Source organism: Cereibacter ovatus, from assembly GCF_900207575.1.
GTDB classification, from domain to species: domain Bacteria; phylum Pseudomonadota; class Alphaproteobacteria; order Rhodobacterales; family Rhodobacteraceae; genus Cereibacter_A; species Cereibacter_A ovatus.
In genome coordinates this window covers 32,954-53,408 of record NZ_OAOQ01000004.1, presented here as the reverse complement: position 1 = coordinate 53,408, position 20,455 = coordinate 32,954, and the positions used below count along the sequence as shown (strand labels likewise).

19 protein-coding genes are annotated in these 20,455 nt (G+C 65.5%); 12 read left to right on the top strand and 7 right to left on the bottom strand.

Translation table 11 applies throughout. The features are described from left to right. Nucleotides 1-76: 76 nt before the first annotated feature. A complete protein-coding gene (gene lpdA / locus CRO07_RS06505) occupies nt 77-1,465 on the top strand; it encodes a dihydrolipoyl dehydrogenase (RefSeq protein ID WP_097029882.1) in 1,389 nt (462 codons plus the stop codon). Nucleotides 1,466-1,698: 233 nt separating this feature from the next. Here lpdA and CRO07_RS06500 read toward each other — a convergent pair whose 3' ends face one another. Further along, nucleotides 1,699-3,657 carry a protein meaA gene (locus CRO07_RS06500; protein ID WP_097029881.1) on the bottom strand — a complete coding sequence of 653 codons (1,959 nt, stop codon included), beginning with the start codon at nt 3,655-3,657 and terminating at the stop codon, nt 1,699-1,701. Nucleotides 3,658-3,892: 235 nt separating this feature from the next. On the opposite strand from CRO07_RS06500, the gene CRO07_RS06495 reads away from it, so the two are divergent. The 5 genes from CRO07_RS06495 to CRO07_RS06475 all read left to right on the top strand — a co-directional run bounded on the left by CRO07_RS06495 (nt 3,893) and on the right by CRO07_RS06475 (nt 8,574). Then, nucleotides 3,893-4,936, top strand: coding sequence for an acyltransferase family protein (locus CRO07_RS06495; RefSeq protein ID WP_141400043.1), 1,044 nt, complete (start codon nt 3,893-3,895; stop codon nt 4,934-4,936). 136 nt (nt 4,937-5,072) lie between these two features. Then, nucleotides 5,073-6,365 (top strand): crotonyl-CoA carboxylase/reductase, encoded by a 1,293-nt coding sequence (gene ccrA / locus CRO07_RS06490; protein ID WP_097029879.1) that lies wholly within the window; start codon nt 5,073-5,075, stop codon nt 6,363-6,365. A 155-nt stretch (nt 6,366-6,520) separates the two neighbouring features. Beyond that, on the top strand, nt 6,521-6,700 hold the full coding sequence (locus CRO07_RS06485) for a hypothetical protein (RefSeq protein WP_097029878.1): 180 nt from the start codon (nt 6,521-6,523) through the stop codon (nt 6,698-6,700). 45 nt (nt 6,701-6,745) lie between these two features. Continuing rightward, nucleotides 6,746-8,263, top strand: a complete 1,518-nt coding sequence (locus CRO07_RS06480; protein ID WP_097030083.1) for an ATP-dependent DNA helicase — start codon at nt 6,746-6,748, stop codon at nt 8,261-8,263. A 74-nt stretch (nt 8,264-8,337) separates the two neighbouring features. Then, nucleotides 8,338-8,574, top strand: a complete 237-nt coding sequence (locus CRO07_RS06475; protein ID WP_097029877.1) for an Lrp/AsnC ligand binding domain-containing protein — start codon at nt 8,338-8,340, stop codon at nt 8,572-8,574. An 8-nt stretch (nt 8,575-8,582) separates the two neighbouring features. Here CRO07_RS06475 and CRO07_RS06470 read toward each other — a convergent pair whose 3' ends face one another. The 6 genes from CRO07_RS06470 to CRO07_RS06445 all read right to left on the bottom strand — a co-directional run bounded on the left by CRO07_RS06470 (nt 8,583) and on the right by CRO07_RS06445 (nt 15,465). Next, nucleotides 8,583-8,804: a formate dehydrogenase subunit delta gene (locus CRO07_RS06470; RefSeq protein WP_097029876.1), complete on the bottom strand. Its 222-nt coding sequence runs from the start codon at nt 8,802-8,804 to the stop codon at nt 8,583-8,585. Then, entirely contained in the window at nt 8,794-9,609 is an 816-nt protein-coding gene (gene fdhD, locus CRO07_RS06465; protein ID WP_097029875.1) for a formate dehydrogenase accessory sulfurtransferase FdhD, read from the bottom strand. Before fdhD ends, CRO07_RS06470 begins: the two co-directional genes overlap by 11 nt. Next, nucleotides 9,606-12,488 carry a formate dehydrogenase subunit alpha gene (gene fdhF, locus CRO07_RS06460; RefSeq protein ID WP_097029874.1) on the bottom strand — a complete coding sequence of 961 codons (2,883 nt, stop codon included), beginning with the start codon at nt 12,486-12,488 and terminating at the stop codon, nt 9,606-9,608. Before fdhF ends, fdhD begins: the two co-directional genes overlap by 4 nt. After that, nucleotides 12,485-14,014: a formate dehydrogenase beta subunit gene (locus CRO07_RS06455; protein WP_097029873.1), complete on the bottom strand. Its 1,530-nt coding sequence runs from the start codon at nt 14,012-14,014 to the stop codon at nt 12,485-12,487. Before CRO07_RS06455 ends, fdhF begins: the two co-directional genes overlap by 4 nt. Continuing rightward, entirely contained in the window at nt 14,011-14,484 is a 474-nt protein-coding gene (locus CRO07_RS06450) for a formate dehydrogenase subunit gamma (protein ID WP_097029872.1), read from the bottom strand. Before CRO07_RS06450 ends, CRO07_RS06455 begins: the two co-directional genes overlap by 4 nt. Before the next feature lie 87 nt (nt 14,485-14,571). Next, nucleotides 14,572-15,465, bottom strand: coding sequence for a LysR family transcriptional regulator (locus tag CRO07_RS06445; protein WP_097030082.1), 894 nt, complete (start codon nt 15,463-15,465; stop codon nt 14,572-14,574). 87 nt (nt 15,466-15,552) lie between these two features. On the opposite strand from CRO07_RS06445, the gene CRO07_RS06440 reads away from it, so the two are divergent. From CRO07_RS06440 to moaD, 6 genes are all read left to right on the top strand, one after another. Further along, entirely contained in the window at nt 15,553-16,350 is a 798-nt protein-coding gene (locus CRO07_RS06440; RefSeq protein WP_097029871.1) for a S49 family peptidase, read from the top strand. A 1-nt stretch (nt 16,351) separates the two neighbouring features. Further along, the gene (locus CRO07_RS06435; RefSeq protein WP_097029870.1) at nt 16,352-16,534 is read left to right on the top strand and encodes a hypothetical protein; all 183 of its coding nucleotides are present in this window, start codon (nt 16,352-16,354) and stop codon (nt 16,532-16,534) included. Beyond that, nucleotides 16,534-17,319, top strand: a complete 786-nt coding sequence (locus CRO07_RS06430) for an SDR family oxidoreductase (RefSeq protein ID WP_097029869.1) — start codon at nt 16,534-16,536, stop codon at nt 17,317-17,319. Before CRO07_RS06435 ends, CRO07_RS06430 begins: the two co-directional genes overlap by 1 nt. Nucleotides 17,320-17,611: 292 nt before the next feature. Then, nucleotides 17,612-19,483 (top strand): excinuclease ABC subunit UvrC, encoded by a 1,872-nt coding sequence (gene uvrC / locus CRO07_RS06425; protein ID WP_097029868.1) that lies wholly within the window; start codon nt 17,612-17,614, stop codon nt 19,481-19,483. 61 nt (nt 19,484-19,544) lie between these two features. After that, on the top strand, nt 19,545-20,210 hold the full coding sequence (gene pgsA, locus CRO07_RS06420) for a CDP-diacylglycerol--glycerol-3-phosphate 3-phosphatidyltransferase (protein ID WP_097029867.1): 666 nt from the start codon (nt 19,545-19,547) through the stop codon (nt 20,208-20,210). Continuing rightward, a complete protein-coding gene (gene moaD, locus CRO07_RS06415; protein ID WP_097029866.1) occupies nt 20,207-20,455 on the top strand; it encodes a molybdopterin converting factor subunit 1 in 249 nt (82 codons plus the stop codon). The genes pgsA and moaD overlap by 4 nt, the downstream gene beginning before the upstream one ends.

The following is a 20,455-nucleotide window of genomic DNA, read 5'->3' as shown; positions in this document are numbered from 1 at the left end:
GGGCACGGGGGGCAGACAGCCCCCCGCCGCTCCTCCTGGCGACCGGCCAGACGGCGCACCTGAACCGGAGACCACAATGGCTACATTCGACGTCATCATCATCGGCGCGGGTCCGGGCGGCTATGTCTCGGCCATCCGTTGCGCGCAGCTCGGGCTGAAGACCGCCGTGGTCGAAGGGCGCGACACGCTGGGAGGCACCTGCCTCAACGTGGGCTGCATCCCCTCGAAGGCGCTGCTTCATGCCACACACCAGTTGCACGAAGTCCACGAGAACTTCGAGAAGATGGGCCTGATGGGCGGCCATCCCACCGTGGATTGGGGGAAGATGCTGGCCTACAAGGATGACGTCGTCGGCGGCAACACCAAGGGCATCGAGTTTCTGCTGAAAAAAAACAAGGTGACCTGGCTGAAAGGCTGGGGCACGATCCCCGCGCCGGGCAAGGTTCAGGTCGGAGATGAGGTTCACGAGGCAAAGTCGATCGTGATCGCCACCGGATCGGAACCTGCAAGCCTGCCCGGCGTCGAGGTGGACGAGACGGTGATCGTCACCTCGACCGGCGCCTTGGCGATGCAGAAGATCCCCGAAAGCCTGATCGTGATCGGCGCGGGCGTGATCGGGCTTGAACTCGGCTCGGTCTATGCCCGGCTGGGCGCCAAAGTGACGGTCGTGGAATACATGTATGCGATCCTGCCCGGCATGGATGCCGAGGTGGTCAAGACCACGCAGCGCATCCTTGCGAAACAGGGGCTGACCTTCGTGCTGGGCGCCGCGGTGCAGGGCGCCAGCGTCAAGGACGGCCGCGCCACCGTGACCTGGGCCGCGAAGAAGGACGGCAAGGAAACCAGCCTGACCGCCGATGCGGTTCTGGTCGCCACCGGGCGCAAACCCTATACTGCGGGCCTGGGTCTTGAGGCGCTCGGGGTCGAGTTGTTGCCGCGCGGCATGGTAAAGATCGACGATCACTTCCGCACCAGCGTGCCGGGGATCTATGCCATCGGCGATGCCGTGCCGGGCATGATGCTGGCCCACAAGGCCGAGGACGAAGGCATGGCCGTGGCCGAGGTTCTGGCCGGCAAGCATGGCCATGTGAACTACGATGTGATCCCCGGCGTGATCTACACCACACCGGAAGTGGCCAGCGTCGGCCGCACCGAAGAGTCGCTGAAAAAGGAAGGTCGCCCCTACAAGGTCGGCAAGTTCCCTTTCATGGGCAATGCGCGGGCGAAAGCCGTGTTCCAGGCCGAGGGCTTCGTCAAGCTTCTGGCTGACAAGGAAACCGACCGCATTCTTGGCTGCCACATCATCGGTCCGGCGGCGGGCGACCTGATCCACGAGGTCTGCGTCGCGATGGAGTTCGGCGCCTCGGCGCAGGATCTGGCGCTGACCTGCCACGCCCACCCGACATGGTCGGAAGCGGTGCGCGAAGCGGCGCTGGCCTGCGGCGACGGGGCGATCCACGCCTGAGACGACACTGGCGGGGCCTGCCCGCTGCGCCCGATCCACCAAGGCCGGCCCCCGCGGGCCGGCCTTGTCCATTCCGACGCCATCCGATCTGCCAGACCTGTCCGGCCAGCCAAACAGAGACGCCCGGCCCCGGGGGGCCGGGCGTCACGCCCATTGCCTCGCCTTTCGCCCATGGGCGAAAGGCTCAGGTGGTCCCGACCACATCGGCCAAGAGAGCCGGGACACGAGGGATGCTATTGGGCGGCAAGGGCGCTGCGGTCCACCAGCCCCACGATATCCATCATGATCCGGTTCAGTTCGAAATCCTTGGGCGTATAGACGGCGGCCACGCCCATGGCGCGAAGCTGATCGGCGTCCTCGTCGGGGATGATCCCGCCGACGACCAGCGGCACGTCGACGCCGGCCTTGCGCATATGCTCCATCACCTCGGCGATCAGCGGCATGTGCGAGCCCGACAGGATCGACAGGCCGATGACATGGGCGCGGTCCTCGACCGCCTTGGCGACGATCTCGGAGGGTGTCAGGCGGATGCCGTCGTAGGTGATGTCCATGCCGCAATCGCGGGCGCGGGCGGCGATCTGTTCGGCGCCGTTGGAATGACCGTCAAGGCCCGGCTTGCCGACAAGGAACTTCAGCGGCCGGCCAAGGCGGGCCGAGACCGCCTGCACCGCCTCGCGGATCGGCTCCAGCCCTTCGGTGCGGTTCGACGGTGCCCGCGAGACGCCGGTGGGGCCGCGGAATTCGCCAAAGGCGCGGCGCAGTTCGGCGGCCCATTCGCCGGTGGTGGCGCCAGCCTTCGCCGCGGCGATCGAGGCCGGCATGACGTTTTCGCCCGAGGTTGCGGCGCGGCGCAGTTCGGCCAGTGCGGCGCTGACGGCGGCCGCGTCACGGGTGGCACGCCAGGCGTTCAGCCGTTCGATCTGGTCACGCTCAGCTTCGGGGTCGGCCACCATGATCGCGCCGTCGCCCGTGGTCAGCGGCGAGGGCGCGCCCGTGGTCCAGCGGTTCACGCCCACCACCACCGTCTCGCCCGACTCGACGCGGGCGATCCGCTCGGCATTGGCTTCGACCAGTCGGGCTTTCATGTAGTCGATGGCGTCGATCGCGCCGCCCATCGCATCGATATGGGTCAGTTCCTCGCGGGCGCCGGCTTTCAGCGCCTCGACCTTGCGATCGATGGCGGGGTTGCCGTCGAACAGGTCGTCATATTCCAGCAGGTCCGATTCATAGGCCAGGATCTGCTGCATCCGAAGCGACCATTGCTGATCCCACGGCCGCGGCAGGCCAAGCGCCTCGTTCCAGGCGGGCAGCTGGACCGCCCGGGCGCGGGCCTTTTTCGACAGCGTCACGGCCAGCATTTCGATCAGGATGCGGTAGACGTTGTTTTCCGGTTGCTGTTCGGTCAGCCCCAGCGAGTTCACCTGCACACCATAGCGGAAGCGGCGGTATTTTTCCTCGGTGATGCCATAGCGGTCACGGCAGATCTCGTCCCACAGATCGACGAAGGCGCGCATCTTGCACAGTTCGGTGACGAAACGGATGCCGGCGTTCACAAAGAACGAGATGCGGCCCACCATCGCGGGGAAATCCGCGGCGGGCACCTTGGCGCGCAGGTCGTCCAGCACCGCGATGCCGGTTGCCAGCGCGAAGGCCAGTTCCTGTTCCGGCGTCGCCCCCGCCTCTTGCAGGTGGTACGAACACACGTTCATCGGGTTCCACTTTGGCAAGTGGGTCTGCGTATAGGCCGCAACGTCGGTGATCATCCGCAGGGACGGCCGCGGCGGGCAGATATAGGTGCCGCGGCTGAGGTATTCCTTCATCAGGTCGTTCTGCACCGTGCCTTGCAACTTCGAGACATCCGCGCCCTGTTCCTCTGCCACCGCGATATACAGCGCCAGCAGCCACGGCGCCGTTGCGTTGATCGTCATCGAGGTGTTCATCTGTTCCAGCGGGATCTGGTCGAACAGCGCCCGCATGTCGCCCAGATGGCAGACCGGCACGCCGACCTTGCCCACCTCGCCGCGCGCCAGTTCGTGGTCGCTGTCATAGCCGGTCTGGGTCGGCAGGTCGAAGGCCACCGACAGGCCGGTCTGACCCTTGGCCAGGTTGGTGCGATAGAGCGCGTTTGATGCCCTGGCCGTCGAATGGCCGGCATAGGTCCGGAACAGCCAGGGGCTATCCTTCTGGGTCATGGCGAGGCTCCTTCGTTGGGTCGGGCAATTAAGTTGCGGTTGGGTGTGGATACGCGAAATATAATGTCACTGTCAATTCGCTGCGGTGCGGAATTCCGCCGACGGAATGGCGATGCTTGATCGGGGTGATGGCTTCCCCTAGCGTGACCAGCGACGCCTGTGGCCGCCAGCCATTTATTGATATCTTTGAGGCTTGAACCTTGGTTTTCGGTTTGTGACCTTTGTTTCGATCCTGATGCGTGGTCGTCTTCTGCAACGGGATCTTCCGGTTGAGACGGCGCGACTGCTCGCGACGGTTCTGCTTGTTGCGTACCATGTCATCGGCTCGACGCCCGAGGCGGGATTGCAGATCGATTACCCGCATCCTGCGCGGCTGTTCGCGGACTTTTTCCGCGATCTGCGGATGCCGCTTTTTGCCTTCATCGCCGGGCTGGTGTTCGCGCTGAAGCCGCTTGGGGCCGGCGATCTTCCGCGCTTCGCGTTGGGCAAGATCCGCCGGCTTGTGGTGCCGGGGGCGGTCGCCATCGCGTTAAGCGTTGTCGCCGCAAAGATCGTGCCGGCTGGTGTGCCTGACCTGCGGTGGTGGGAATATGCCGTGTTCCCGATCCTGCACTATTGGTTCCTTATGTCGATTCTGGTGATCTTCCTTGTCTATGCGCCTCTGGATGCGCTGTCGCGAGGGGGGGCTGCGCTGCCGGCATTCATCCTGGCCACCGCCTTTGGCCTGTGGGGGCCGAAACCATCGACTGATGTTTTCTCGGTGATCGGCGCGATCTATCTGGCACCCTATTTCCTGTTTGGGGTGGTGTTTTGCCGATACGCCCCTGCGCTGGCGCGGGTTGCCTTGCCTGCGGTGTTGCTTGCGGCGCTGGCGGTTGTCGTGGGGTCTGCGCTGTCGATCGGCCGGTATATGGATCTGGGGGCCTTTTCCGACGACCGGCAGGATCTGCAAAGCCTTGCGCTCGGGCTGGGGGGCTGTGTCGTGGCGATGCTTGCGCTGCCGCGACTGACGCTGATCGACCGTTTCGGCGCCTATTCCTTCACGATCTATCTTTACCACGTCTTCGCGACCTCGTTGACGCGCCGGGTTCTGACCCAGGTCGGCGTGGACGATCCCGCGATTCAGATCCCGCTGGGGCTGATGGCCGGTCTTGCGCTGCCGGTGCTGCTGCATGTCTTGGCCGCGCGAAGCCCGGTCAGCGCGGCGCTGGTTCTGGGGGTGCGGCGCGGGGCGGCGTCTCGCGGGCGCGCGCGAGAGTTCCGGCGCCGGGATGCCTGACGCTGCGGCGCGGCGGACATAAAATTACAAAACAGGCGTCAAACGTATTGCAATCTTGCGAATACGAACGTATCTCAACGCATCGAACCGTCGCGATTCTGCACTGCGGCACCCTGCGGACCCCAAGGAGGCGAACATGGCCCTCGACGTTCAAAGCGACATCGTCGCCTACGATGCTCCCCAGAAGGATCTTTACGAGATCGGCGAAATGCCTCCGATGGGTTATGTGCCGAAACAGATGTATGCGTGGGCGATTCGTCGCGAACGCCATGGCGAGCCTGACAAGGCGATGCAGGTCGAAGTGGTCGAAACCCCGACCATCGACAGCCACGAGGTTCTGGTGCTCGTGATGGCGGCCGGCGTGAACTACAACGGCATCTGGGCCGGGCTTGGCGTTCCGGTCTCGCCCTTCGACGGGCACAAGCAGCCCTATCACATCGCAGGGTCGGACGCGGCGGGCATCGTCTGGGCCGTCGGTGACAAGGTGAAACGCTGGAAGGTCGGCGACGAGGTGGTGATCCACTGCAATCAGGACGACGGCGACGACGAGGAATGCAACGGCGGCGACCCGATGTATTCGCCCAGCCAGCGGATCTGGGGCTATGAGACGCCCGACGGCAGCTTTGCCCAGTTCACCCGCGTGCAGGCCCAGCAGCTGATGAAGCGGCCGAAGCATCTGACCTGGGAGGAAAGCGCCTGCTACACGCTGACGCTGGCCACCGCCTATCGGATGCTGTTCGGCCACAAGCCGCATGACCTGAAGCCGGGGCAGAACGTGCTGGTCTGGGGCGCCTCGGGTGGCCTCGGTTCCTATGCGATCCAGCTGATCAACACCGCGGGCGCGAATGCGATCGGCGTGATCTCGGAAGAGGACAAGCGCGATTTCGTCATGGGCCTTGGCGCCAAGGGCGTCATCAACCGCAAGGACTTCAAGTGCTGGGGGCAGTTGCCCAAGGTCAACTCGCCGGAATACAACGAGTGGCTGAAGGAAGCGCGCAAGTTCGGCAAGGCGATCTGGGACATCACCGGCAAGGGCGTGAACGTCGACATGGTGTTCGAACATCCGGGCGAGGCGACCTTCCCGGTTTCCTCGCTGGTGGTGAAAAAGGGCGGGATGGTGGTGATCTGCGCCGGCACCACAGGCTTCAACTGCACCTTCGACGTGCGCTACATGTGGATGCACCAGAAGCGCCTGCAAGGCAGCCACTTTGCCAACCTGAAGCAGGCGTCGGGCGCCAACCAGCTGATGATCGAGCGGCGGATCGACCCCTGCATGTCCGAGGTCTTCCCTTGGGCCGACATCCCGGCCGCGCATATGAAGATGTACAGGAACCAGCACAAGCCGGGCAACATGGCCGTGCTGGTGCAGGCGCCGCGCACCGGCCTGCGCACCTTCGCCGATGTGCTTGACGCCCGCCCGAAGGGCTAAGCCCTGACATCCGAATGTGGCTCCGCACCCCGCGCGGGTGCGGAGCTTTTTTGCCCGCCCTGTGCGGAAAGCATGGTTGACACGACCGCGCCTGCCGAGTTCGCCTTACGGTAGAAAGACCTTGGTCTGAAAGGCGATTCCGGCGCCATGCCGCCATGACACATGACTGGATTCTTGACGTTCTCAGCGATCTGCGCAGCTATGCCGCGCGGAATGCCCTGTCCACGCTTGCCGCCGGGCTGGACGAGACGATCCGGCTGGCGCGGGCTGAACTGGGCGCCTGCCCGGACCATCCGCCCGAGCCCGAGGACGCCCCGCCCGCCCGCCGCAACTGATCGCCGGCGCTGGCCTTGGCCCGCCGCTGCCGCTATGGTCGCGCGATGCAAGTTCTTGCCTTCTCCGACGATCAGGCCGAGGCCTATGACCGCGTGGCCGATCAGCTGCGCGGCATGGGTGTGGATCTGGCCAGCAACACGCTGGGCACCGCGGTCGAGGGCAAGTCGTCGGTGCTGGCTGTGGTCGGCAAGGCCGGGTCGGGCAAGACGATGCTGCTGGCCTCGCTGACCAAGGCGCTGGTTGACGCGGGCGTCGAGGTCGTCTCGGGCGACTGGGAGGGCCGCAAGCGCAAGGAGCGGCGGACGCTGGCCGTTCTGGCGCCGACCAACAAGGCGGCCAGCGTGCTGCGGATGAGGGGCGTTCCGGCCACCACCATCCACCGCATCCTGTATTCCCCGGTCTATGATCCACAATATGAACGCATCGCTGAATGGCTGGCCGGCAATGGCAAGCGCCCCGAGGTCGAGGGCCTGACCGAACTGGCGCTGGACCGGGCCAAGGCGTTCTACGATCAGGTTGCCTCGATCCCCGGTGCGCTGGCGGCGGCGGGGCTGCGTGGGTCCGATTTCATCAAGGGCTGGAAGCGGCGGGACGAGCCGCTGGATGTGGGATTTGTCGATGAGGCGTCGATGCTGGACGAACGCCAGTTCGACGACCTGCGCGAGATCTTTCCGACGCTGGTGCTGTTTGGCGACCCGGCGCAGCTTGCCCCGGTGGGCCAGTCCGGCAAGATGGTGTTCGAGACGCTGGGCGAGGCGCGGACCCTGACGCTGTCCCGCATCCACCGGCAGGCCGAAGACAACCCGATCCTTGATCTGGCCCATGCGCTGGCCGATCCCGACCTTGGCTTCGAGGCGTTCGAGGCGATGGTGGAACGCGCCGCGCGCCATGATGACCGGGTGCAGGTGGCGCAACGGGTGGATGCCGATCTGATGGCGCGCTCGCCCGCGCTGGTCTGGCGCAACCAGACCCGCATCCGACTGATCACCGCCTTTCGCGCCGCTCAGGGCGCCCCCGAGACCGAGCTTTTGCCCGGCGAGCCGCTGATCTGCGACGGGATCGAACTGCCGCTGAAGCATCGCAAGAAGCGGATCGATCTTGAGGCGCGCGGTCTGATCAAGGGCGCGCAGGTGATCTATCTTGGCCCCGGCAGCCGCGACGGCTTTGCCAGGCTGCATGTGGTGGGGGCGGAAGATCCGCAGGTCTCGGCGGCCTCGATCATCAAGATCGAGAAACCGGGCGAAGAGGAACCCTTCATTCCCGCGGCGGCGCGGATGGGGGCGGCCTTTCTGCATGGCGCGGCGGTGACGATCCACAAGGCGCAAGGTTCGCAGTGGGAGGTGGTTCAGGTCTTTGCCCCCGACCTTTGGGCCGCAGCACAGGCCGGCCGGACCGAGGCCGGCGTGCCGCTGTGGAAGCGGCTGGCCTATGTTGCGATCACCCGCGCCGAAAAGCGGCTGATCTGGGTGGTGCGCAACCGTCTGGCGCTGCCGCAAAAGCCGCTGTCGGTCGAGGATCTGCCCCGCGTGGCGCCGCGGCTGAACCTTCAGCCCGACGGGTAGCGGCCCGCCGGCGAGGGCGTGACTTCGTCGGGGCAGGGGGCTAAAGTCTGGGAAAGTTTCAAGGGAGCAAGCACATGCGCTGCGTTTTCGTCCAGTTCCGCTGCGTGCCCGGCAAGACCTACGAGGTTGCCGATGCGATCTATGATCGCGAGGTGGTGTCGGAATTGTATTCCACCTCGGGCGATTTCGACCTGATGGCCAAGATTTATGTGCCGGCGGATCAGGATGTCGGCCGGTTCCTGTCGGACAAGCTGTTCGATATCCCGGGCATTCAGCGGACGCTGACAACCATGACCTTCAAGGCGTTCTGACGACGGCGCTAGGCCTCCGCGGGCCGGCGGATCTCGGCCGCGGCCTGCAACACCAGCGGGCGAAAGCCGGGTGTTCCGGCATCGATCAGCGCGAACAGTTGCCGGCGCATCCGCGGTTCCCAGAAGTCGTTGATATGGGCGGCGGTTCCGGCTGCACCTTCGGTGACGGGCTTTGATTCGAAGAAGATGGCGATCTGGTTCGCCATGTAGATCAGCTTCTCAGGCGACATCGGTGGCCTCGTCCGGCAGGATGCGGTGGGGATGGGTAAAGACCTCGCAGCGGTCGCCGCGGGCAAGAGCAATCAGGGTGATGCCGGCGGCATCCGCCATGTGAACCGCATGGGCGGTGGGCGCCGACACCGCGATCAGCACCGGCGCGCCCATCCGCGCGCATTTCTGCACCATGTCGATCGACACCCGCGATGTCAGCACAACCGCCCCTGCCGTCGCCGGCCGGCTGGCCCGAACCAGCGCCCCGGCCAGCTTGTCCAGCGCATTGTGCCGGCCCACATCTTCGCGCGCCATGACGATTCCGGCCCTTGTCCAGAAACCCGCGGCATGAACCGCCCGCGTCGCATCGTGCAGCGGCTGATGTGCCATCAGCGCCCGCACCGCGCCCGCCGCCTGCGCGACTGACAGGCGCAGTGCGCTGTGGGGCACCCGCGGCGGATCGCGCAGCGCCTCGTCCAGACTGTCAAGCCCGCACAATCCGCAACCGACCGGCCCGGCCATCCGGCGCCTGCGCGCGGCCAGACGGTCGCCGGCGGGGCGGGTCAGCCAGATCTGAAGATCGATCCCTCGCGGCGTCTCGACCGCGGTCACGCTTTCGATTTCATCCGGCCGGGCAAAGCCTTCGGTCAGGGCAAAGCCGGTGGCAAAATCCTCAAGATCCGAGGGGCTTGCCATCATCACCGCCTGCGTCGTGCCGTTGAAGGTCAGCGCGATGGCGGTTTCTTCGGGCAAGCATCGGGTGCCGGCTTCCGCCAGGCCGGGCGACAGCGCAAGACTGGGAAGCAGGCGCCGCGTCTCCATCATTCGGCCGCGGGCAGGATGCGGCGGGCAAGCGTGGCTTGCGCCGCGTAATCTTCCTGCCAATCCGAAGGACCGTTCGACAATGCGACCTGCACCGCCGTCACCTTGTATTCCGGGCAGTTGGTGGCCCAGTCCGAGAAGTCGGTGGTGATGACATTGGCCTGCGTCTGCGGATGGTGGAAGGTGGTATAGACCACCCCCGGCGAGACCCTTTCGGTCAGTGTCGCCCGAAGCGTCGTTTCCCCCGCGCGCGAGGCAAGGCGCACCCAGTCGCCCTGTTTCACGCCGCGCAGCTCGGCGTCGTGGGGGTGGATCTCCAGCACATCCTCGGGGTGCCAGACCACGTTGGCGGTGCGGCGGGTCTGCGCGCCGACGTTGTATTGGCTCAGGATGCGCCCTGTGGTCAGCAGCAGCGGAAAGCGTGGCCCGGTCTTTTCATCGGTCGCCACATATTCGGTGCGGATGAATTTTCCACGCCCGCGCATGAAGCCATCGGTGTGCATCAGCGGAGTGCCCAACGGATGCGCGTCGTTGCAGGGCCACTGGACCGAGCCTTCGCGGTCAAGCAGGTCATAGCTGACGCCGGCGAAGGATGGTGTGGTGGCGGCGATCTCGGCCATGATCTGCGATGGATGATCATAGGACCAGCCGGCGCCCATCGCATTGGCCAGCATCTGGGTGATCTGCCAGTCCGCGAAACCGTTTTTCGGCGCCATCACGCGACGGACGCGGTTGATCCGCCGCTCGGCATTGGTGAAGGTGCCGTCCTTTTCCAGAAACGACGAGCCCGGCAGGAAGACATGGGCGTAATTCGCGGTCTCGTTCAGGAACAGATCGTGGACAATGACGCAGTCCATCGCCGCAAGGCCCGCCGCCACATGTTTCGTGTCGGGGTCGGATTGCAGGATGTCCTCGCCCTGACAGTAAAGGCCCTTGAAGCTGCCTTCGACTGCGGCATCCAGCATGTTGGGGATGCGCAGGCCGGGTTCGGGGTCGATCTTCACGCCCCAGAGCGATTCGAACATCTCTCGGGCGGAGTCGTTTTTCACATGGCGATAGCCGGGCAGTTCGTGCGGGAACGATCCCATGTCGCAAGAACCCTGCACGTTGTTCTGCCCCCGCAGCGGGTTGACCCCCACGCCGGGCCGGCCGATGTTTCCCGTCAGCATCGCAAGATTGGCGATGCCGATCACCGTGGTCGAACCCTGACTGTGTTCGGTCACGCCAAGACCGTAATAGATCGCGCCATTCCCGCCCCCGGCATAAAGCCGGGCGGCGGCGCGGATCTCGGCAGCCGGCACGCCGGTCAGTGCCTCAACCGCTTCGGGGGCGTGGCGCGGGTCTGACACGAACTCGGCATAGTCCTGGAACTCGTCCCAGTCGCAGCGTTCGCGGATGAATTTTTCATTCATCAGCCCTTCGGTCACGATCACATGCGCCAGCGCAGTCACCACGGCCACATTGGTGCCCGGCCGCAGCGCAAGGTGATGCGCGGCCCGGACATGCGGGCTTTGCACCAGATCGATCCGGCGCGGGTCGATCACGATCAGCTTTGCGCCCTTGCGCAGCCGTTTCTTCAGCCGGCTGGCAAAGACGGGGTGGCCGTCGGTCGGGTTCGCGCCGATCACCACCACCACGTCCGCCTGTTCGACCGAATCGAAATCCTGCGTCCCGGCCGAGGTGCCGAAGGTCTGCCCCAGCCCATAGCCGGTGGGCGAGTGGCAGACCCGCGCGCAGGTGTCGGTGTTGTTGTTGCCAAACACCGCGCGGGTCAGTTTCTGGACCAGATAGGTTTCCTCATTCGTGCAGCGCGACGAGGTGATGACGCCGATCGACTGCCGGCCGTGCTTGTCCTGAATCGCGCGCAGACGGCGGGCGGCAAAGTCAAGTGCCTGTTCCCAAGTGGTTTCCTGCCATGGATCATGGATCGTTTCGCGCACCATCGGCTTCAGGATGCGGTCCTTGTGCGCGGCATAGCCATAGGCGAAGCGCCCCTTGACGCAGGAATGGCCGCGGTTGGCCTTGCCGCTTTTCCACGGCACCATGCGAACCACCTCATCCCCGCGCATCTCGGCCTTGAACGAGCAGCCGACGCCGCAATAGGCGCAGGTGGTGATGATCGACCGATCAGGGGTGCCGATCTCGATCACCGACTTTTCCTGAAGCGTGCCGGTGGGGCAGGCCTGCACGCAGGCGCCACAGCTGACGCAGTCCGAACTCAGGAAGGTATCGCTGGCCATGCCGGCCGATACGCGGCTGTCAAAGCCGCGGCCCTCGATGGTCAGGGCGAAGGTGCCTTGCACCTCCTCGCAGGCGCGGACGCAGCGCGAACAGACGATGCATTTCGCGGGATCATAGGTGAAATAGGGGTTCGTCTCGTCCTTCGGCATCCATTGCGGATTCAGGTCTCCGCCGGTGCGGCGAGGTTCGAAATGATTTTCCACCGAATGATAGCGCACATCGCGCAGCCCCACGGCGCCGGCCATGTCCTGCAATTCGCAATCGCCATTGGCGGCGCAGGTCAGGCAGTCCAGCGGATGGTCCGAGATGTAAAGCTCCATCACGCCGCGGCGCAGTTGTTTGAGCTTTGCGGTCTGGGTCCGGACCTTCATCCCCGGCGCCACCGGCGTGGTGCAGGAGGCCGGAGTGCCGGCGCGCCCCTCGATCTCTACCAGACACAGCCGGCACGACCCGAAGGCGTCCAGCATGTCGGTCGCGCAGAGTTTCGGAACCGAGATCCCCGCCTCGGCGGCGGCGCGCATCACAGAGGTGCCGGTCGGAACCGTGACTTCGAACCCGTCCACCTCCAGCGTGACCATGGCCGCAGCCTTGACGGCAGGGGTGCCGAAGTCGCGGTCGTCGGGAATGATAAAGTCTTTCATTCGGCGGCCTCGTGCAGGGGGACGAAATCTTCGGGGAAGTGGGTCAGCGCACTCATCACCGGGTAGGGGGTGAAACCGCCAAGCGCGCAAAGCGATCCCGATTTCATCGTGGCGCAGAGATCCCTGAGAAGCGGAATGGCAGCCGCATCGCCGCGGGCGATGCGGTCCACCGTTTCCATCCCCCGCACCGCGCCAATACGGCAGGGTGTGCATTTCCCGCAGCTTTCGATGGCGCAGAATTCCATCGCAAAGCGGGCCTGTTTCAGCATGTCCGCGCTGTCGTCGAACACCACGATGCCGGCGTGACCCACCAGCCCCTCGGCGCCGGCGAATTCCTCGTAGCAGAACGGGGTGTCGAACAGCGCACGGGGAAAATAGGCGCCCAGCGGCCCGCCGACCTGCACCGCCTTGACCGGGCGGCCGGTTGCGGTGCCGCCGGCGATGTCATCGACGATCTGGCCCAGGCTCATGCCGAAGGCGATCTCGAACAGGCCGCCGCGGCGCACGTTTCCGGCGATCTGAAGCGGGATCGTCCCGCGCGAGCGGCCCAGCCCGAAGTCGCGATAATAGGCGGCGCCCTTGTCAAAAATCACCGGGATCGACGCCAGCGAGATCACGTTGTTCACCACCGTGGGCTTTCCGAAAAACCCTTCCAGTGCCGGCAGCGGCGGCTTGGCGCGCACCACGCCACGCTTGCCTTCCAGCGAATTCAGCAGCGAGGTTTCTTCGCCGCAGACATAGGCGCCGGCGCCCACGCGGATGTCCATGTCGAAGGCGCGGCCCGACCCCATCACCGATGGCCCCAGCAACCCGGCGTCACGGGCGATCCGCACCGCCTCGGCCATCACCTGCACGGCATCGGGATATTCCGACCGCATATAGACATAGCCGCGCGTCGCCCCCGTCGCGAGACCGGCGATGGTCATGCCTTCGATCAGGGTGAAGGGGTCGCCCTCCATGATCATCCGGTCGGCAAAGGTGCCGCTGTCGCCTTCATCGGCGTTGCAGATGATGTATTTCTGGTCGGCCGGGGCATCTGAAACGGTTTTCCACTTGATCCCGGTGGGAAAGCCCGCCCCGCCCCGCCCCCGCAGGCCGGAATCGATCACCTCTTGCAGCATCGCGTCGCGGGTCATGGTCAGCGCGCGATGAAGGCCCTTCAGGCCATGATGCGCCCGGTAATCCTCAAGGCAGAGCGGATCGGTGATGCCGCAGCGCGCGAAGGTCAGCCGGGTCTGCATCATCATCCACGGCAGTTCCTCCGTCGGGCCAAGGGCCAGCGGATGCCCCTGCCAGCCGGCGTCAAACAGCCCCGCCACATCCGACGCCGCGACCGGGCCAAAGGCCATCCGGCCTTCGGGTGTTGTCACCTCGACCAGCGGTTCCAGCCACACCATCCCACGGGAACCGTTCCGGATCAGCGTCACCGCAATCCCGCGCCGGTCGGCTTCGGCAAGAATGGCGGCGGCGACCTGATCAGCGCCCACGGCCCGGGCGGCGGCATCGCGGGGGACATGGATCTTCATGCCCGCACCTCGTCCAGCAGGCTGTCCAGCCGGGCCTGATCTACCCGCCCCACCACGCGGCCATCGACCAGCGCGGCCGGCGCGCAGGCGCACAGGCCAAGGCAGAACACCGGCTCCAGCGTCACGGCGCCATCGGGGGTGGTCTGGTGCCAGTCGATCCCCAGCAGCGCCCTTGCCCGGTCGGCCACCTGATCGCCGCCCATCGACTGACAGGCCTCGGCCCGGCACAGCTTCAGCACATGGCGGCCGTGCGGCTGGCTGCGGAAATCGTGATAGAAGCTGACGACGCCATGAACCTCGGCGCGTGACAGGTTCAGCCGGTCCGCGATCACGGGCAGCGCCGCCATCGGCACATGGCCAAAGGCATCCTGCACCGCATGAAGGATCGGCAGCAGCGGCCCCTCCATGCCGCCATGCGCGTCGAGAATGTCCCCCACGCGTGCGCATACATCGGCCTCGTCAACCTGCATCCGCGTCTCCTCCCGTGGATCAGCGACATGAATACGCAGGTCGATAGATGCATCAATAGCGATGTCTCGTCGTGCGATAGGGATTCTCTATCGCGGCGGCGCCTCGGACAGGCGCCGCGCGGCGTCCAGAAGGGCCGACAGGATCGGGGTATGCGGCTCTCGGTGCGGGGCGATCAGGCCGACCAGATGTTCCACCTCGGGGGCGGTGATCGGGATGGCCGAGATCCGCCCCGTCACCGCGAACAGATCGGCCAGTTTCTTCGGCAGTACGCTGGCCCACCGCCCGGTCAGCACATGCGAAATCAACGTCAGCGGAGAGTTCGATTCGACCGACGGGCTGACCGGCCCCTCGGCGCGGTCGAGATGCTGGTTCACGATCCGCCGGTTCTGCATGTCGGCGCTGAGCAGGCACAAAGGCAGCGCCGCCACCTCGGCCCATGTCACCGCGCTGCGGCCGGCCAGTGGAAAGCCCGCGCCGCAGACCAGCCGATAGCTTTCGGCATAAAGCGGAACCTGCGAAACGCGGCCCAGCGGCTCGTTGTCGAGATAGGTGATGCCGGCGTCGAATTCGAGGCTTTCGATCCCGGCAAGGATCTCGGCCGAGGTGCGCGAGACCACCCGGACATGCACCCCGGGATGGCGTTCCAGAAACGGCGCGGTCAGGTCTGCGACCATCGGCACGGCGGTCGGGATCACCCCGATCCGCAGGTTCCCCGACAGGCCCGACCGGGCCGAGCGCATCTCGTCGCGCAGGGCGCGCATGTCGCCCACGATGCGCCGCGCCCAGTCCAGCACGCGGTCGCCTTCCGGCGTCAGCCCCTGAAACCGCGAGCCGCGGAAGACCAGTTGCACGCCCAGCTGATCCTCAAGCTGGCGGATGGCCGAGGACAGCGTGGGCTGCGTCACGCCGCAGGCTTCGGCGGCGCGGCCGAAATGGCGTTCGCGCGCAAGGGCGATGAACATTTCCAGCTTGTCGATCATCCAGCGCCCCCGGTCTGCGGCCAAGTTTTACCGCAAGCGCCGGGGTCTGTTCTTGTTCCCCGGCAAGCTCCGGCCTACATCGGGTGAATGAAACAGTATATCCCGTTCATCAGGAAAGACCCGGTGGTGCCGGTGATCCGGCTTCAGGGCGTGATCGCGACCGGGCCGCGCGGCGGCCTGTCGGACATGGCGCTGGCAGGCGTCATCGAAAAGGCGTTCGGGCGTGGCAAGCCCGCGGCGGTGGCGCTGATCATCAACTCGCCCGGCGGATCGCCGGTGCAGTCCAGCCTGATTGCCGCCCGCATCCGCCGCCTTGCCGATGAAAACGAGATCCCGGTTCATGCCTTCGTCGAGGATGTGGCGGCCTCGGGCGGCTACTGGCTGGCCTGCGCGGCCGATGACATCTGGGTGGACGACAGCTCCATCGTCGGCTCGATCGGGGTGATTTTCGCCAGCTTCGGCTTTCACGAGTTGATGGCGCGCAGCGGGATCGAACGGCGGGTGCATACCGCGGGGCGGTCGAAATCGCTGGCCGATCCGTTCCTGCCGGAAAAACCCGAGGACGTGGCCCGGCTGAAGGCGTTGCAGGAACCGATCCACCAATCCTTCATCGATCATGTGAAGCGTCGCCGCGGTGCGCGGCTGGATCAGGCGGCCGATCTGTTCAATGCCGACGTCTGGGTGGGCGGGCAGGCGGTCAAGCTGGGGCTGGCCGATGGCGTGGGCCATCTGGTGCCCAAGTTGCAGGAGCTTTACGGCGAAGACGTGCGCCTTGTGCCCTACGGACAGCGGCGGCCGCTGATCCAGCGCCTTGGCATGGGCCTTGTGCAGCAGGCGCTGTCCGAGGTCGAGGACCGCGCGCTTTGGGCGCGCTACGGGCTGTAGGATGCTGGTCAAGATCGTCACGCTGTTTCTGGTCGGCATGGCGGCGGTGGCGCTGATCGGCCGGCTGCGCTGGCCGTTGGGCGGGCGCAAGTCGCAGACAAAGGTGCCGCCGCCGACGATCTGCGGCCATTGCGGACGGTTCGTTCTGGGCAAGGACGGCTGCGACTGTCGAAGGAAGGGCTGATGCGGGCTTTGGTGACGGGCGCTGCGCGCCGACTTGGGCGCGAGATGGCGCTGTATCTGGGCCGGCGCGGCTATGACGTGGCGGTGCATTACGCAGGCTCTGCCCCCGAGGCCGAGGCGGTGGCGGCAGAAATCCGCGCCATGGGGCGGCAGGCGCAGGCACTGCGCGCCGATCTGCTGATCGAATCCCAGACCGAGGCGCTGGTTTCCCGTGCGGCGCAGGCGCTGGGCGGCCCATTGACGCTGTTGGTCAACAACGCCTCGATCTTCGAGAGGGATACGATTGCCGACGCCAGCCGCGAAAGCTGGGATCGGCACTTCGAATCGAATCTGCGGGCGCCGTTCCTGCTGACCCAGCGATTCGCGGCGCAGGTGCCCCCGCCCGCGCGTGACGATGCCGACGAGCCGCTGGCGCAGGGGCTGATTGTCAACATGATAGATCAGCGCGTGCTGCACCCCACCCCGGACTTCGCAACTTACACGATAGCCAAAGTCGGGTTGTGGACGCTGACACGCCTTGCCGCGCAGGAACTTGCCCCCCGGGTCCGGGTGAATGGCATCGGTCCGGGCCCCACGCTTCAGGGGGCGCACCAGACCCCGGAAAGCTTCGCGGCCGAGCGGGCCTCGACCGTTCTGGGGCGCGGTGCGAACCCGTCCGACATCACCGCGGCACTGGGATTTCTGGTCGATTCCGCGGCTGTGACCGGCCAGATGATCTGTGTCGACGGTGGTCAGCATCTGGGCGCAGCCCCCGCTGGCAACCCTGCGGGCCATGCGCTCCCGTGAGAGTTGTCCACTTTCGGCCCTATCCGAAAGGTTACGGCCGAAAAGGCGATAGCTTTCATGCGTTTGCGATGCAGAGATAAAAATTCTCGCATCTTTACAGCATGTTGCGGAATTGCCTAAAAAACAGGCAAACCCGTGAACCCGTCATGTAACAAGGAAAAATCGGCACTGCCCTAAGTTTTTACCCATAGTTATCCACAGAAATGGTGGACAGGTTTCCTCTTGCTGCCGCCCGCCAGACGGTGCAGCGAGGGGCGGGAATCGAGCCTGTTGCAGGAAAGCGGAAAAAGCCTTGCAGGGTGACGCAGCGGAACAGAAGCCGGCCCCCAGCGGCCATGCGGTGATCCACGCCTATCTCAGGACGCTGGACAGCTCGCCCGGCGTCTATCGGATGCTGGATGCGCAAAGCCAGGTTCTCTATGTGGGCAAGGCCCGCAACCTTCGGGCGAGGGTGTCGAACTACGCCCGTCCTTCCGGCCATTCGGCGCGGATCGCACGGATGATTCGCGAAACTGCCTCGATGATGTTTCTGACCACGCGCACCGAGACCGAGGCGCTGCTGCTGGAACAGAACCTCATCAAGCAGTTGAAGCCGCGCTACAACGTGCTGCTGCGCGACGACAAAAGCTTTCCCAACATCCTGATCGCCAAGGATCACCCGTTTCCGATGCTGAAAAAGCACCGCGGGAAAAAGTCGGAAAAGGGCAGCTATTTCGGCCCCTTCGCCAGTGCCGGCGCGGTGAACCGCACGCTGAACCAGTTGCAGCGCGTGTTCCTGCTGCGCACCTGTTCGGATGCGATGTTCGAAAGCCGCACGCGGCCCTGCCTGCTTTACCAGATCAAGCGGTGCGCGGCGCCCTGCGTCGGCCGCATCGCGCCCGAGGATTACGCCGCGCTGATCGGGGATGCCGAACGCTTTCTTCAGGGCCGCACCACCAAGGTGCAGGCCAATCTGGCGCAGCAGATGCAGGCGGCATCCGACGCGATGGAATTCGAGCGCGCCGCCGCGCTGCGCGACCGGATCAAGGCGCTGACACAGGTGCAGTCGCAGCAGGGCATCAACCCCAAGGGCGTGGCCGAGGCCGATGTGATCGCGGTGCATCTGGAAGGCGGGCAGGCGTGCGTGCAGGTGTTCTTCATCCGCGCCAACCAGTCCTGGGGCAACCGCGATTTTTACCCCAGGACCGGGGCAGGCGCGGAAGAGCCGGAGATCCTCGAAGCCTTCCTGACCCAGTTCTATGACGACAAGGAGCCGCCTCGGCTGATCCTGCTGTCGCATCCGGTGGACAACCCCGATCTGGTGGGCGCGATCCTGTCCGACCGCGCCGGCCGCAAGGTCGCGCTGGGCGTGCCGCAGCGGGGCGAAAAGGCCGAACTGGTGGAAAACGCCGCCCGCAACGCCCGCGAAAGCCTGGCGCGGCGCATGGCCGAAAGCGCGACGCAGAACCGGCTGCTTGCCGGTCTGGCCGAAGCCTTCGATCTGGACGCCCCCCCGCGCCGGATCGAGGTCTATGACAACTCGCATATTCAGGGCACCAACGCGGTGGGCGGCATGATCGTCGCGGGCCCCGACGGCTTTCTGAAAAGCCAGTATCGCAAGTTCAACATCCGCGGCGCGGCCGGGGCGCAGGGCGACGACTTCGGCATGATGAAAGAGGTGCTGACCCGCCGGTTCGAACGCCTGCTGAAAGAAGACCCCGAGCGCAAGTCGGACGCCTGGCCGGATCTTCTGCTGATCGACGGCGGTGCGGGCCAGATCTCGGCCGTGCAAGAGATCCTGCAAGAGTTGGGGGTGGATGACATCCCCTTCGTAGGCGTCGCCAAGGGCATCGACCGCGACGCGGGCAAAGAGGAATTCCACCGCCCCGGCGAGCCGCCCTTTGCGCTGCGCATGAATGACCCGGTGCTGTATTTCGTCCAGCGCCTGCGCGACGAGGCACACCGCTGGGCTATCGGCGCCCATCGGGCGAAGCGCGCCAAGGCGGTCAGCGCCACGCCGCTGGATGAAATTCCCGGGGTGGGTGCGGCGCGCAAGCGGGCTCTGCTGGCGCATTTCGGCTCGGCCAAGGCGGTGTCGCGGGCGGGGGTGGCCGATCTTTGCGCGGTCGAGGGCATCTCGGAAACGCTGGCGCAGACCATTCACGACCATTTTCATGGCACCTGAGGCCGCGCGCCGCTGCGGCACCCCCTTCCCCCCGGCGCGTTGAATGGGCTAGACCATCGCCATGACCTGGTCGTTACCGAATATCCTTACCGTTCTGCGCCTGCTGGCTGCGCCCGGCGTGGCGGTGATGTTCCTGTATTTCCATCGGCCCTGGGCCGACTGGTTCGCACTGGCGCTGTTCATTATGGCGGCGGTGACGGATTACTTCGACGGCTATCTTGCGCGGCTGTGGAAGCAGGAATCGAAATTCGGCGCCATGCTGGACCCGATCGCCGACAAGGCGATGGTGGTGATCGCGCTGGTCATCATCACCGGCTATTCCGGCATGAACCCCTGGCTGATCCTGCCGGTGACGGTGATCCTGTTCCGCGAGGTCTTCGTGTCCGGCCTGCGCGAGTTCCTGGGCGCCAAGGCCGGGTTGCTGAAGGTGACCAAACTGGCCAAGTGGAAGACCACGGCGCAGATGGTCGCCATCGCCATCCTGTTCCTTGGCACCGGGCTGGAGCATCTGGAAGGCATCGCCCGCCAGGGCATGACATGGGAGCAGTATGCCCAGGCCGTCAGCGCCGGCGAGGCCGATCCGATCCGCAGTTGCGGCATGCGCGGATGTTCGTCCTATGCGACATGGGTCGGGCTTGCGATGATCTGGGTCGCCGCGGCCCTTACTTTCATCACCGGATGGGACTATTTCAGGAAGGCGATGCCTTTCCTGAAGGACGAGAAATGATCGATCTGCTCTATTTCGCCTGGGTCCGCGAACGGATCGGGCTGCCGCGCGAGGGGGTGGAGACCGATGCCGCGACCGTGGCCGATCTGGTGGCAGAGCTGCGGGCGCGCGAAGAACGTTACGCGCTGGCCTTTGCAGATCTCTCGGCGTTGCGCGTGGCGCTGGATCAGGAACTGTCCGAGTTCGATGCACCTCTGGCCGGTGTGCGCGAGGTGGCGTTCTTTCCGCCGATGACCGGGGGCTGA